12 protein-coding genes are annotated in these 13,816 nt (G+C 63.6%); 3 read left to right on the top strand and 9 right to left on the bottom strand.

Annotated elements, in window-relative coordinates; genetic code table 11:
- The first annotated feature begins 1 nt into the window (after position 1).
- The 3 genes from LB552_RS08110 to LB552_RS08100 all read left to right on the top strand — a co-directional run bounded on the left by LB552_RS08110 (position 2) and on the right by LB552_RS08100 (position 3,269).
- Positions 2–1,630, top strand: coding sequence for a GMC family oxidoreductase (locus tag LB552_RS08110; RefSeq protein WP_224603622.1), 1,629 nt, complete (start codon positions 2–4; stop codon positions 1,628–1,630).
- A gap of 10 nt (positions 1,631–1,640) precedes the next feature.
- Positions 1,641–1,958 (top strand): Dabb family protein, encoded by a 318-nt coding sequence (locus LB552_RS08105; protein ID WP_224603619.1) that lies wholly within the window; start codon positions 1,641–1,643, stop codon positions 1,956–1,958.
- A 93-nt stretch (positions 1,959–2,051) separates the two neighbouring features.
- Positions 2,052–3,269, top strand: coding sequence for an MFS transporter (locus tag LB552_RS08100; protein WP_224603612.1), 1,218 nt, complete (start codon positions 2,052–2,054; stop codon positions 3,267–3,269).
- Between the two features lie 10 nt (positions 3,270–3,279).
- On the opposite strand, the gene LB552_RS08095 is transcribed toward LB552_RS08100, so the two are convergent.
- The 9 genes from LB552_RS08095 to LB552_RS08055 form a co-directional block, all read right to left on the bottom strand.
- Positions 3,280–4,125 (bottom strand): EamA family transporter, encoded by an 846-nt coding sequence (locus LB552_RS08095; RefSeq protein ID WP_224603608.1) that lies wholly within the window; start codon positions 4,123–4,125, stop codon positions 3,280–3,282.
- A 7-nt stretch (positions 4,126–4,132) separates the two neighbouring features.
- On the bottom strand, positions 4,133–5,050 hold the full coding sequence (locus tag LB552_RS08090; protein ID WP_224603605.1) for an endonuclease/exonuclease/phosphatase family protein: 918 nt from the start codon (positions 5,048–5,050) through the stop codon (positions 4,133–4,135).
- 106 nt (positions 5,051–5,156) lie between these two features.
- Positions 5,157–6,710 carry a cation:proton antiporter gene (locus LB552_RS08085; RefSeq protein WP_224603601.1) on the bottom strand — a complete coding sequence of 518 codons (1,554 nt, stop codon included), beginning with the start codon at positions 6,708–6,710 and terminating at the stop codon, positions 5,157–5,159.
- Between the two features lie 176 nt (positions 6,711–6,886).
- Positions 6,887–7,951: an ABC transporter ATP-binding protein gene (locus LB552_RS08080; RefSeq protein WP_224603598.1), complete on the bottom strand. Its 1,065-nt coding sequence runs from the start codon at positions 7,949–7,951 to the stop codon at positions 6,887–6,889.
- 26 nt (positions 7,952–7,977) lie between these two features.
- Positions 7,978–8,769 carry an ABC transporter permease gene (locus tag LB552_RS08075; RefSeq protein WP_224603595.1) on the bottom strand — a complete coding sequence of 264 codons (792 nt, stop codon included), beginning with the start codon at positions 8,767–8,769 and terminating at the stop codon, positions 7,978–7,980.
- Positions 8,766–9,680: an ABC transporter permease gene (locus LB552_RS08070; RefSeq protein WP_140842203.1), complete on the bottom strand. Its 915-nt coding sequence runs from the start codon at positions 9,678–9,680 to the stop codon at positions 8,766–8,768. The genes LB552_RS08075 and LB552_RS08070 overlap by 4 nt, the downstream gene beginning before the upstream one ends.
- 62 nt (positions 9,681–9,742) lie before the next feature.
- Positions 9,743–10,849, bottom strand: coding sequence for an ABC transporter substrate-binding protein (locus LB552_RS08065; protein ID WP_140842205.1), 1,107 nt, complete (start codon positions 10,847–10,849; stop codon positions 9,743–9,745).
- 246 nt (positions 10,850–11,095) lie between these two features.
- On the bottom strand, positions 11,096–12,268 hold the full coding sequence (locus LB552_RS08060) for an iron-containing alcohol dehydrogenase (RefSeq protein WP_224603577.1): 1,173 nt from the start codon (positions 12,266–12,268) through the stop codon (positions 11,096–11,098).
- Positions 12,269–12,286: 18 nt separating this feature from the next.
- Positions 12,287–13,675, bottom strand: coding sequence for an aldehyde dehydrogenase family protein (locus LB552_RS08055; RefSeq protein WP_224603561.1), 1,389 nt, complete (start codon positions 13,673–13,675; stop codon positions 12,287–12,289).
- Between the last annotated feature and the right edge of the window lie 141 nt (positions 13,676–13,816).

The raw sequence follows: 13,816 nt of genomic DNA, 5'->3' as shown, positions 1-13,816 counted from the left end.
CATGGCTGACTACATCATCGTCGGCGCCGGTCCGGCCGGCTGCGTTCTCGCCAACCGGCTGAGCGAGGATCCGGGCAATTCGGTCCTGCTTCTGGAAGCCGGCGGTAAGGACTGGCATCCGCTGATCCATATGCCGGCGGGCTTTGCCAAGATGACCAAGGGCATCGCCTCCTGGGGCTGGTCGACCGTGCCGCAGAAGCACATGAAGGACCGCGTCTTCTGGTACACGCAGGCCAAGGTGGTCGGCGGCGGCTCGTCGATCAACGCCCAGATCTACACGCGCGGCAATGCCCGCGACTACGACACATGGGAGAAGGAAGAAGGCCTGACCGGCTGGGGCTACCGCGACGTGCTGCCCTATTTCAAGCGCGCCGAAAACAACCAGCGTTTCGCCAACGACTATCACGGCGACCAGGGTCCGCTCGGCGTTTCCAACCCGATCTCGCCGCTGCCGATCTGCGAGGCCTATTTCCGCGCCGGGCAGGAAATGGGCATACCGTTCAATCCGGATTTCAATGGCGCCAGCCAGGAAGGTGTCGGCTACTATCAACTGACGCAGAAGGATGCGCGGCGTTCATCAGCCTCCGTGGCCTATCTGAAGCCGATCCGCAGCCGCAAGAACCTGACGCTCAGGACCGATGTGCTCGTCACCCGGGTCGTCGTCGAGAAGGGTCGCGCCGTCGGCGTCGAGATCGTCGGCAAGCCGGGTGGCGAAAAGACGATCCTGCGCGCCGAACGCGAGGTGATCGTCTCGTCGGGCGCGATCGGCTCGCCCAAGCTCCTCATGCAATCGGGCATCGGCCCGGCCGATCATCTGAAGTCGGTGGGCGTCACGCCGGTGCATGACCTGCCCGGCGTCGGCTCCAACATGCAGGATCATCTCGACCTGTTCGTCATCGCCGAATGCACCGGCGACCACACCTACGACAATTACGCCAAGCTGCACCGCACGATGTGGGCCGGCTTGCAATATCTGCTACTCAAGAAGGGGCCCGTCGCCTCGAGCCTGTTCGAGACCGGCGGCTTCTGGTACGCCGACCCGACCGCCGCCTCGCCCGACATCCAGTTCCATCTCGGCCTCGGCTCCGGCATCGAGGCCGGCGTCGAGAAGCTGAAGAATCCGGGCGTGACGCTGAACTCCGCCTTCCTGCGCCCGCGCTCGCGCGGCACGGTGCGACTGAAGAGCGCCGACCCCGCCGACCACCCGCTGATCGATCCGAACTACTGGTCGGACCCTTACGACCGGGACATGTCGATCAAGGGCCTGCGGCTGGCGCGCGAGATCATGCGGCAGAAGGCGCTGCAGCCCTATGTGCTGCGCGAGGTGCTTCCGGGTCCGAACCTGCAGAGCGACACCGACCTTTTCGACTATGCCTGCCGCAGTTCCAAGACCGATCATCATCCCGTCGGCACCTGCCGCATGGGCCACGACGCGATGGCCGTGGTGACGCCGGATTTGAGGCTGCGCGGCATCGAAGGTCTGCGCGTCTGCGATGCGTCGGTGATGCCGCGCGTTCCCTCCTCCAACACCAATGCGCCGACGATCATGGTCGGTGAAAAGGGCGCCGATCTCATCCTTGGCCGCGAGCCGCTGCCGCCGGCGGTGTTCAAGGGCAACCAGGCGGCATGAGGCATCAACGATGATCCGGCATTGCGTCTTTGTCCGCTTTCGCGACGACGTCCCTGAGACCGAGCGTGCGGCGATTCACGCCGATCTCGAAGCCTTGCGCGCCATTATCGAAGGCATGGACAAGGTGCAGTTCAGCGCCAATGTCAGCCCGGAGCCGTTCGGGCGCGGCTTCGACCACGGCTTCACCATCGACTTCCGCGATGCCGCCGCCCGCGACGCCTACCTCGTTCACGAGGCGCATCAGCGCGCCGGCGCGCGCCTGGTCGCCGCGCTCGAAGGCGGCACCGACGGGCTGATGGTCATCGATCTGGAGGTGACGCAAATGTGACCGCTCGCCGGCTCAAATCCGGCGGCCGTCCCGTTCTCTTTTGCCCGCCCTGGAACATATCGTGCTTTCGGGGGAAGCAAAAGGAGCACTGCCTTGAACCTCACCCCCGAGCAGAAGAAAACCGTAACCGCATCGTTCCTCGGCTGGACGCTCGACGCTTTTGATTTCTTCCTTCTGACATTCCTGCTCACCGATATTGCCGCTGAATTCCAGACCGACGTGCCGGCGGTCTCCAAAGCACTGTTCCTGACACTGGCGACGCGTTTCATCGGCGCGTTCTTCTTCGGCGTGCTTGCCGACAGATACGGCCGCAAGCCCATTCTGATGCTCAATATCGTCAGCTATTCGGTGATCGGCGCCTTGGCCGCCTTCTCGCCCAATCTCGGCATATTCCTGGCGCTGCGTGCCCTGTTCGGCATCGCCATGGGCGGCGAATGGGGTCTGGGCAGCTCGCTTGCCATGGAATCCATTCCGCCGAGAGCGCGCGGCACGGTCTCGGGCATTCTGCAATGCGGCTATCCGGCCGGCTATCTGCTGGCAGCGGTGGTCTACGGGCTGCTCTACGGACAGAAGATCGGCGACTTCACCTTCGGTTGGCGCGCCATGTTCCTCCTGAGCTTCCTGCCGGCGCTGATCGTGCTCTTCATCCGCTCGCATGTGCCGGAATCGCCGGCCTTCGTCGAAGGCCGCGCCCAGACGCGGCCCGGCCTTTTGGAAACGCTGCGGAAGCACTGGCGGATCGCGCTCTACGCCGTGGTGCTGATGATGTTCTTCGACTTCTTTAGCCATGGCACGCAGGACCTCTATCCGACCTTCCTGAAGAAGCAGCACGGCTTCGACACGCACACGGTGAGCTGGATCACCATCGTCGCCAATATCGGCGCCATCGTCGGCGGCCTGGCCTTCGGCGCGCTATCGGAAAGAATCGGCCGCATCAACGCCATCACGCTCGCTTGCGTGATCGCCCTGCCGGCAATCCCGCTCTGGGCTTACACGACCACGCCCTTCATGCTGGCAATCGGCGCATTCATCATGCAGGTCGCGGTGCAGGGCGCCTGGGGCGTCATCCCGGTGCATCTCAACGAATTGTCGCCAGGCTCGGTGCGGGCGACGCTGCCCGGCTTCATCTACCAGGCCGGCAATCTCGCTGCTTCTTATGGCGGTCCCTATCAGGCCGGTATCGCCGAAGCGCCGGGAGGCAGCTACGGCTATGCGCTGGCCCTGTTTGCCGGCGTGGTCGCCGTCTGCATCATCGTCGTCATCCGCTTCAGTCCGGAAAAGCGCGGCCAGGTAATGACCGTCCTCGGCTGAGGGTCTGTCTTCAACCCATTCTGAGCGCCGCGACGCCGGCAACGATGCCGAGCGCCGCGGCCGCGCGCCAGACGGTCATCTTCTCGCCCAGCGCCAGCACCGAGATCAGCATGGCGAACAGGATCGAGGTCTCGCGCAGCGACGCGACCGAGGCGATCGGCGCCTTGGTCATTGCCCACATCACGATCCAATAGGCCGCGCCGCTGAGCACGCCGGTGAACAGCCCGGCCTTCCAGTCGCGCGCCAGCACAGGCAGCGACCGCAGCCCGCGAAAGAAGATGCACAGCAAAAGCGCCCACGTCGCGTCGCAGACGAACAGCCAGGCCGCATAGCTTTGCGCGGTTGCCGCCAGCCGCGCGCCGCTGCCGTCGGAGAGTGTGTAGCTGGCGATGAAGATCGAGGTGCCGAGCGCAAAGCCGACCGCGCGCAGATTGAGCTTCTCCAGATGCGCCCCGCCCCGGAACGACATGACCAGCGTGCCCGCCGACAGAAGCACGATGCCGAGGATGGCGAACGGCGCCGGGACCTCGCCGATCAGGACGATGCCGCCGAGCGCCGAGAGCAATGGTGCGGTGCCGCGCGCCAGCGGATAGGTCTGAGCGAAATCGCCGGCCTTGTAGGCGCCGATCAAGAAAGTGCGGTAGCCCATGTGGAAGATCAACGAGGCGAAGATGTAGGGCCAAACTTCGGCCTTTGGCACCTCGACGAAGGGAAGCGCGATCAGCGCCGCAAAGCCCATGCCGAGCGTCATCAGTGTGATCGACAGGAAGCGGTCGAGATGCACCTTGACCAGCGCGTTCCAGATCGCATGCATGGCCGCCGCCGAAAGCACCGCCAGGACGACGAACAGCGTCATGCCTGCCTCACCTGACCGCCGGGCCGGAGGCGATGCCTGGCATTTCAAGATCGATATCGACCCTCAGCGGGAAATGGTCGGAAGCCACCTCGCCGATATCGGCGCTCACAGAACGCACCCGCCCGGCCAGCATGCCGCCGACGAAGCAATGATCGAGCCGTCGTTTCGCCAGCCTGCCGTCGATGATCTTTTCGTGCGTATGGAAGTCCGGCCCCGGCTCGCCGGCGACGGCCGCGGCATCGACGAATCCGTCGATATAGGCAGCGCCGCGATGGTAGGGCGTATCGCCGACGATGCGCCGGTATTCGGCGGTGCCCGGCTCCATGTTGAAGTCGCCCAGCCAGATCGCCGCCAACGGGTTTTCCGGTTCCGGCTGGCCGTTCGACCAGTTGCGCTGCGGCTCGTCGTCGACGCCGCTCCAGGGGCCGCCGTCGGACGGCGCGCGGCGATGCTCGGCAAGCAGATAGTCGATCTGCTCCAGCCGCTCCTCGGCCGCGATGTGAGCGAGATGCAGCGAGAAAAAACGCACTGGCCCCGCCGGCGTGCGGATCATGCATTCCAGCGCCGCGTTGCGGGTGTTGAGCGGCCTCAGCGTCCGCCGCTGCGGCAAAGTGTGCAGGCGCGACCAGACGATGGGCAGCTTGGACAGCACCATCGTGCCGAATTGCCGCCGGCGGTTGACGACGCGGCCATCACGCTTCTCGCTGGCATCCATGTCGAAGGCCGGGCCGTAGGCCCAGTAATAGCCGGGCAGCAAGCTGGACAGGATCTCGGGCTGGTCGTCCTCGTTGCTGCGTTGCCAATGCCGCTCGACTTCCTGCAGCGCGACGATGTCGGCGCCGTCCACCAGCCTGGCGCAGCGGCCGAGATCGTAGCGCCCGTCGCTGCCGTAGCCATACTGGATATTGTAGCTGATCAGCTTCATTGATTAACCGGCTCACTTGGTGATCGCAGTAGCGCCCCGCCCCTTGCGTTGCAATGGACCGGCGGGGCAAGCGGAATAGTCCAGTGGAAATCGGCGAACCGGCGCTCTAATAAGTCGTCAGCGGCTGGAAGCTTCCGGCGGGCGACGCCGCAAGTTCCGACCAGTCGATCTCCTCCTCCAGCCGGTGATAGGCCTCGTCGCCGATCGTGCCGTTGCTGCGCAGTTCCTCCAGCGTGTCGCGCTGCCGCTTGATGGCGTAGAGGCGCAACCGGTCGTATTCCGTCGCGGCCTGCGCATCGTCGGGATTTTCGGCGATCCGCCGCTGCGCTTCGTACTGCTCGCGCACGACGGCGGCAGCCGACGAGGTCTTGCGGCTCAGCACATCGAGCGCGGCCTGCATGATGGCGACGCGCGCTTCGGCCACCTCGCGATCGATCGTCGTATCGCGCGGGAAATTGAGCCAGCGCAGCAGAACCTTCAGGCTCATGCCTTGCATCACCAGCGTACCGAGCACGACCGCGAAAGCGGCAAGCACGATCGGGTCACGCCCGGGAAAGCCGGCCGGCAAGGCAATGGCGGCGACCAGCGTCACCAGCCCGCGCATGCCGCACCAGCCGACAAGCGCGGCACCGGCAAATGTCGGCGCATCCTGCTTTTCTTCCTCGCTGTCGTTGCGGGCAAACCATCGGATGATCGCGACATACCCCGCCACCCAGACGAGGCGCGCCACGATGACGACGGTAAGAACCGTCGCGGCGAAGACGAATGCCTCGCCTTGCCCATCGCCGGCCAGCCGGCCAATGATCGACCGTGCCTGCAGGCCCATCAGCACGAACGCCAGCACGTTGAGCACGAACACCGCCGATTCCCAGACCGAATAGGCGCTGACGCGGCGTCTGGCCGACATGCGGCGCGGCGTGGTGCGCGCGATGGTGATGGCATAGACGACGATGGTGATGATGGCGGAGAGGCCGAGCTTGTCGGCAATGATCCAGACGGCGAAGGTTCCGGCGAACTGCACCACGGTGCTGCTTGCCGCGTCCTCGATGCGTGTCAGCGTGAGCCGCGACACTCGGCCGAACAGATAGCCGGCGATAACGCTGCCGACCGTTGCAAGCAGGATGACGGGCACTGCGTCTTTGAGCATGAGTGTGCCGATGGCGGCTGAAACCGATATCCGGTAGATCAGCAGCGCCGTGGCATCGTTGAGCAGGCTCTCGCCCTGCAGGATCGCAGTCAGACGGTGCGGCACCTTGAACTGATTGAGCACCGCGCTTGCGGCGACTGCGTCCGGCGGCGCGACGATGGCGCCGAGCGCGATCGCCGCCGCGATCGGCAGGCCGGCCATCTTCCAGCCGACAAAGGCAACGACCACCGCGGTGAAGACGACCGCTCCAAGCGCCAGCAGGGCAAGCGACAGCCGGTAGCGCTTCAGGTCGCGCAGTGAAGTGTCATAGGCGGCATCGAGCAGCACCGGCGCGATGAACAGCGCCAGCGCCAGTTCCGGATCGATCTCGATCATCGGCGCGCCCGGCACGAAGGCAAGCCCAACGCCGGCAAGCGCCAGCAGCGACGGGTAAGGTACCTCCAGCCATCGCGATACCGCCGTCAGCGCGACGGCGATGAGCAGCAGGACAAGGGTGAGTTCGAACAGCGCCATGGCTCATCGTAGCGGCGAAGCGCGAAGCTTGTCAGTACCCTGAGACAGGATACTGTTGATTTATCCGGCAAACCCGCGCCGCCTCATAGGGGTGCTCGCAGGACATGCCGATGACGGCCGTATATCACCGAGAACCGTCTGGCATGTCTTATCGGCATCAGGACGGGCCAGAGCCGTCAATGCAGAACCAACATGTCGCCCGATGAGAAGGAGATGTCCGCCTTGTCGCCTACGGCAGGGGGCGGTGTCGCCGAGTTGTTGAAGGTATCGAGCGATACCGTGTTGCCGCCGATGCCGACGCGCACGCGGATGACTGAGCCAAGGAAATGCACTTCGGCGATTTCGCCCGACAGGCTGGTGTCGTGGCCGGGCTGGCGCCCCAGCGAGATGGCTTCAGGCCGCAGCGCCAGCGACAGCGTGTCGCCTGACTTCGAACCGTTGAGCTTGCCTTTCAGCGAGACTTCCTGCGAGTTGACTTGCACCTTGCCGGAAGCGGCGTCGGTGACCTTGCCCTCCAGCACGTTGAGCGTGCCGACGAAATTGGCGACGAACTTGGTCGCCGGCCGGTTGTAGATCTCGAACGGCGTGCCCACCTGCTCGGCCCTGCCGCCATACATCACCGCGATGCGGTCGGAGATCGACAGCGCCTCTTCCTGATCATGCGTGACGAAGATGGTGGTGATGCCGAGCTTCTTCTGGATCGAGCGGATTTCCTCGCGCAGCGATACGCGCACCTTGGCGTCGAGCGCCGACAGCGGCTCGTCGAGCAAGAGCAGCTTCGGCTTCGGCGCAATCGCCCGCGCGAGCGCGATGCGCTGCTGCTGGCCGCCGGAAAGCTGGTAGGGATAGCGATCGGCCATCTGCGGCAGCTTGATGATGTCGAGCATCTCGGCGACGCGCCTGTCGGCATCGGCCTTCGGCATGCCACCTACCTTCAGCCCGAAGGCGATGTTCTGCGCCACCGTCAGGTTCGGAAACAGCGCGTAGGCCTGGAACACCATGCCGACATTGCGCTGGTTGGGCTTCAGCCTGGTTATGTCCTTGCCGCCGACGACGATCTTGCCGGCCGAGGGCTCCTCGAAGCCGGCGACCATACGCAACACCGTGGTTTTGCCGCAGCCGGACGGCCCCAGGAAGGAGACGAATTCGCCCGGCGCGACATCGAGATTGAAGTCCTCGACCACTGTTGTGGCGCCGAAGGATTTTCGCACATGCTGGATGGAGAGGAACGGCTCGGCCATGGCTTTTTTCTTTCGATGCTCTTCGCTCAGTTGGGGCGGTTCGCCGATCTTGGCGCGAAACGCGACAGAATCTGGATTAGGGACATGCAGCCCCAGGTTATCACGAAGGCGATGATGGACAGCGCGGCCGGTTCGTAGGCGCGATTAGCCACAAGGTTCTGCAGATACGGACCGAAGGCAGGGCGATTGAGCAGACTGGCCATGGTGAATTCGCCAATGACGATGGCGAAGGTGAGGAACGCGCCCGACAGCACCGCGATCAGCACATTGGGCAGAATAACCCGAGTGATGATCGTACCCCAGCCTGCCCCCAGAATCTGCGCAGCCTCCGTCAGCGTGCGAACGTCGATGGTGCGAAGACCGGTGTCCACGGCCCGATACATATAGGGCAGCGCGAGTGCCGCGTAGCCGATGACCAGCAGCGCGTTCGCCCCCAAATTCGACCCGAGAAACGGCAGCGGCGAATTCGAGCCATACATTCTGATATAGCCGAAAACGATAACGATGGCTGGGATAACCAACGGCAACAAGGTGATAAACTCGACCACCGGGCGCAATTGGGGCAGGCGCAGGCGGATCCAATAGGCGGTTGGCACCACGATCAGCACACCCAGGAGAATCGTGAAGATGGCGACGACCACGGAAAATATGAAGGTAGCCTGAAACTGGCTGTCGCCCAGCACGACCTTGTAGGCATCGAAGGAATAGACACCGCGCCGCATGCGCAGCGAGAACTCGACTGTCGCGATCAGCGGTATGAAGAAATAGGCCGCGCCGAGGATGAAGACGGCCCAGGCCCAGAATTTGCCAGCCTTCATTTGAGCCACCTCTCCGAGCGGGTCCGAAACCAGATGTAGAAGATGTTGGCAAGCCCGGTGATGAAGATCATGCCGAAGGCGATCGCATAGCCGAGATGGGCATTGTGCAGCACGTCGCCGCGGATCTGCGCATAGAGCAGGATCGGAACAATGTTAAGCGACGAGCCGGTCAGCGCATAGGCGGTTGCGATTGCTCCGAACGCATTGGCGAAGAGCAGGATGACGGTGCCCAGGAAGCTCGGCCAAAGCACCGGAATGACCACCATGCGCCAATATTGCGCCTGGGTGGCGCCGAGCGTGGCGGCGGCCTCGCCCCATTCCCGTTTCAGCCCGTCGATCGCGGGCACGATGATGACCACCATCAGCGGAATCTGGAAATAGACATAGGTGATCGTCAGACCCCAGAACGATAGCAGGTTGAAGCCATGCGCGTAGAGGTTCAGGCCGACCAGCGTGTTGAGCAAGACAGTGACGAGACCGACCCGCCCAAGCGTCGCGATGAAAGCAAACGCGAGCGGCACGCCGGCGAAATTGGATGCGACGCCCGAGAAGGTCAGTGTCGCTGAACGTATCCAGTCGGGCAGCCCACCGCGCACGATGGCGATGGCGATGGCAAGGCCGGCTAAGGCGCCGATGAGTGATGACGCCAGGCTGACCTTTATCGAGATCCAATAAGCGGCAACGATGTTGGCTGAAAAGAGCGCGACGATGTTTGCGAAGGTGAATTCGCCTGCCTCATTCTGGAAAGCGCCCAGCATCAGATAGAGCGTGGGCAGGATCAGGAACATCACGGCGAAGATGAAGAAAGGCGTGACGCCAAGCCACTGCGTCGGCAGCCTCAGGCTCCGAGCCTCTGCCGGCGGCGCGGTCTTTCCCGCAATAGCCTTGTTGGAGAGCGAGAGATCGGTCATGCGCCGGTTACCGTTCTGAATCGAGGCCGGGCGGCTAGGGCCGCCCGGTCGATATCACCCTGTTACTTCACATTGGCGCCGACAGTGGCGTCCCAATTCTTGGTGATGGTTTCTTTGGCCTTCCCCTGCTCGTCGAGCGTCGGGAACACGGCGGAAGCGTACGACTCCGCCGGCGGCAGCTTGGCCAGCACGTCCGCCGGAATCTTGCCGTTCTTGGCGAGATCGTTGAAGCGGATCGGATGGCAGTAGCCCTTCAGCCAGCCGATCTGGCCTTCGTCGGAATAGAGATACTCCATCCACAGCTTGGCGGCGTTCGGATGCGGCGCAAAGGCGCTGATCGCCTGCACATAGACGCCGGCGACGACGCCGGTCTTCGGCACGATGACGTCGACGGGCGGGTTGCCCTTCAGCGTGTCGCGGCCCGAAAGCGCGTTGTAGTCCCAAGTGACGAGGATCGGCGTCTGGCCCTGGGCGAGCGTCGCCGTCTTGCCAATGACCGGCACGAAATTGCCGGCCGCATTGAGCTTCTTGAAGTATTCGAGGCCGGCGGTGCCCGCGGCTTCACCAGCAGCGGCGCCACCGGAAAGGCCTGCAGCATAAACGGCCTGAATGGCTTGGTTCGAAGCACGCGGATCGCCGGCAAGCGCGACCGAGTTGGCGAATTCCGGCTTCTGCAGGTCAGCCCAGTCGGTCGGCGATTCCTTGACCAGATCCTTGTTCACCTCGAAGGCGAGCACGCCGTAATAATCGCCATACCAGGCACCATCGGCATCCTTGGCGCTGTCCGGGATCGAGTCCCAGGTCGACACCTTGTAGGGCATCAGTAGGCCGTCTTTCTTGGCGGTCGGGCCGAAGGACAGGCCGACATCGATGACGTCAGGCGCCTGCGGGCCCTTGTTGTCCTTGTTGGCCTTGATCGCCTCGACCTCGTCGCCCGAGCCGGCGTCGGGATTGAGCTCGTTGATGGTGATCCCCGGATACTTAGCCTTGAAACCGTCGATCACTGCCCCGTAGCCACACCAGTCATGCGGAAGCGCGATGGTGGTGAGCTGGCCTTCAGCCTTCGCGGCCTTGACGAGATCGTCCAGCGAATCCGCGGACGAAATCACCGTCGACGCAAAGAGCGCCGCGGCCGAGAGGGAAAGCACTTTCCCCGTGAACTTGAACATGTGTTCTCTCCGTTGAACTGGCGCGTTTAAGCGCCTGCGATGCGGGTATCGTTTTCGTGTGACAGCCGGATGAAGGCTTTTTGAAACCCGATCCCCGCGGCGAAAAAAGTTAACTCTTTTTAACGGACTGTAGCAATTAGCCCGCGCTTAATTTTCCGGCTAATGGTTATTCACCTTGCCCTTTGCCCTCTCCCTTCCCCTTTGGAACGCCTCTTCAGTCGACTCTTCGGCATTGAAAGCCGGCTCTCAGACGGAGCCGGCGATCGCATTTTCGAGCAGCGTCAGCGCCGCCTTCTTGGTGAGCTTGACCGGGTTGCCGCCGGCAGTCGGGTCGACTACCGCCATGTCGGCGATCAACGTCCTGCGCTTCTTGTCCATATCGAGGCCCTTGATCAGGCCGGGCAACGCATGCGGCACCTTGAGCTCCTTGCGCAGCTTGACGATCGCCTTGGCGAAGCCGTCGAAGCCGCCCTTGATGCCGCAATAGGCGGCGAGCCTGGCGATACGCTCGTCGATCGCCTCGCGGTTGAAGGCCAGCACATAAGGCATGAACACCGCATTGGTCATGCCATGATGGGTGTCGTAGAGCGCGCCGATCGGATGCGACAGCGAATGGATGGCGCCCAGCCCCTTCTGGAAGGCGGCGGCGCCCATGGCGGCGGCGCTCATCATATGGGCGCGGGCGACCAGATCCTTGCCGTTGGCAAAGGCCTTGGGCAGGTTCTCGAAAACCAGACGGATGCCTTCCACCGCGATGCCGTCGGCCATCGGGTGGTAGCCCGGCGCGCAATAGGCCTCCAGGCAATGCGCAAGCGCGTCCATGCCGGTGCCGGCAGTGATGAAGGCCGGCATGCCGACCGACAGCTCCGGATCGGCAATGACGATCGCCGGCAAAAGCTTCGGATGGAAGATGACCTTCTTGGTGTGGGTCTCCTCATTGGTGATGACGCCGGCGCGGCCGACCTCGGAGCCGGTTCCCGCCGTGGTCGGCACCGCGATGATCGGCGCGATCGCATCCGAGTTGGCCCTGGTCCACCAGTCGCCGACATCCTCGAAATCCCATACTGGGCGCGTTTGCCCGGCCTGGAAGGCGATCAGCTTGCCGAGATCGAGCGCCGAGCCGCCGCCGAAGGCGATGACGCCGTCATGCTTGCCCTTCTTGAACACGGCGATGCCGGCGGTGAGGTTGGACTCGACCGGGTTCGGCTTCACCTCCGAAAACACGCCGTAGGGGACCTTGGCCTCGTCAAGGATCTTAAGCGTCGATGCGACGACCGGCAGCTTCGCCAGGCCCGGGTCGGTGACGAAGAGCGGGCGCTTGATGCCCGCGGCAGCCAGCACGTCCGGCAGTTCCTTGATGCGCCCGGCGCCGAAACGGACGGTGGTGGGGTAGTTCCATTTGGAGATCAGCTTGGACATGTCTTGTCTTTCAAAAAGTCAGATTGCTTCGCGCAGGTGATAGGATTTCGGCCGGGTCAGATTGTCATAGCCTATGGCCGAGAGCGCGGCGCCCTTGCCGGTGTCCTTGACGCCGGTCCAGACCAGCGCCGGGTCGAGATAGTCGCAGCGGTTCATGAACACCGTGCCGGTCTCGACGCGGTCGCCGATGGCCACCGCGCGCTCCGTGTCGCGCGTCCAGATCGACGCCGTCAGTCCGTAGGGGCTGTCGTTCATCAGCGCGATCGCCTCCTCGTCATTGCGCACCTTCATGATGCCGACGATCGGCCCAAAACTTTCCTCGCGCATGACGCTCATCTGGTGGTCCACCCCGGTCAGCACTTCCGGCGCCAGATAGGGCGAGCCTGGCCTGTCGTTCTCGACCTTCATGCCGATGTGCGCCTTGGCGCCCTTGCGCAGCGCCTCGGCCTTTTGCTCGCGGATCAGATCGGCGAAACGCGCCTGCGCCATCGGTCCCATGGTCGTCGCCTGCTCCAGCGGATTGCCGACGACATAATTCCTGGTCGCTGCGACAAAACCCTCGACGAACTCGTCATAGACCTTTTCGTGCACATAGACGCGCTCGATGCCGCAGCAGCACTGGCCGGAATTGAAGAAAGCGCCGTCGACCAGATTGGCGACCGCATGATCCATCTTGGCGTCGGGCAACACATAGGCGGGGTCCTTGCCGCCGAGCTCGAGGCCGAGCGTCATGAAGGTGCCGGCCGCGGCCTTCTCGATGGCGCGGCCGCCGCCGACCGAGCCGGTGAAATTGACATGGTCGATCTTGCCGGAGCCGAGCAGCTTCTCGGTCTGGGCGTGGTTCATGACCAGGTTCTGGAACAGCCCCTTTGGCAGGCCGGCCTTGTCGAAAGCCTGCTGGAAGCGCTCGCCGACCAGCAACGTCTGCGCGGCATGCTTTAGGATAACGGCACTGCCCGCCATCAACGCCGGCACGATCGTGTTGACCGCGGTGAGATACGGATAGTTCCAAGGCGCGATCACCAGCACGACCCCGAGCGGCACCTTCTTCACATAGCGGCGGAAGCCGTCCTTCGGGTTGGAGGCCAGCACCGGCTTCAGCGCGGCTTCGGCGATCTCGACCATATAGTTGGTGCGTTCCTTGACGCCGCCGAACTCGCCGCCATAGCGCACCGGCCGGCCCATCTGCCAGGCGATCTCGGGCACTATCTCGCCGGTCATCGCAACCAGGGCTTCCAGCATCGCCAACATGTATTTGCCGCGCTCGACGACCGGCGTCTCGGCCCATTTTTCTTGCGCCGCCCTGGCGCGCTCAACCGCCGCGTTGATCGCCTGGTCGCTCGCGACCGGCCGCTCGGCATAGATCGATCCATCGATGGGGGATTTGAGTTTGACCGTTTCGGTCATTTCTTCCTCGCAGTTTTACAACAATCGAAAATCACTTGGCTTGGCGCCGCCCCTCATCCGCCTGCCGGGGAGAAGGGAGAAGCTCCTGCGCGGGCGACCCCCTCTCCCGTTCTTCACGGGGGAAGGGTAAGGGTGAAGGCG

The organism is Mesorhizobium sp. CA7, from assembly GCF_020165015.1.
Taxonomy (GTDB): Bacteria; Pseudomonadota; Alphaproteobacteria; order Rhizobiales; family Rhizobiaceae; genus Mesorhizobium.
The sequence above is the reverse complement of the archived record's forward strand: the minus strand, read 5'-3'. Positions and strand labels throughout refer to the sequence as shown.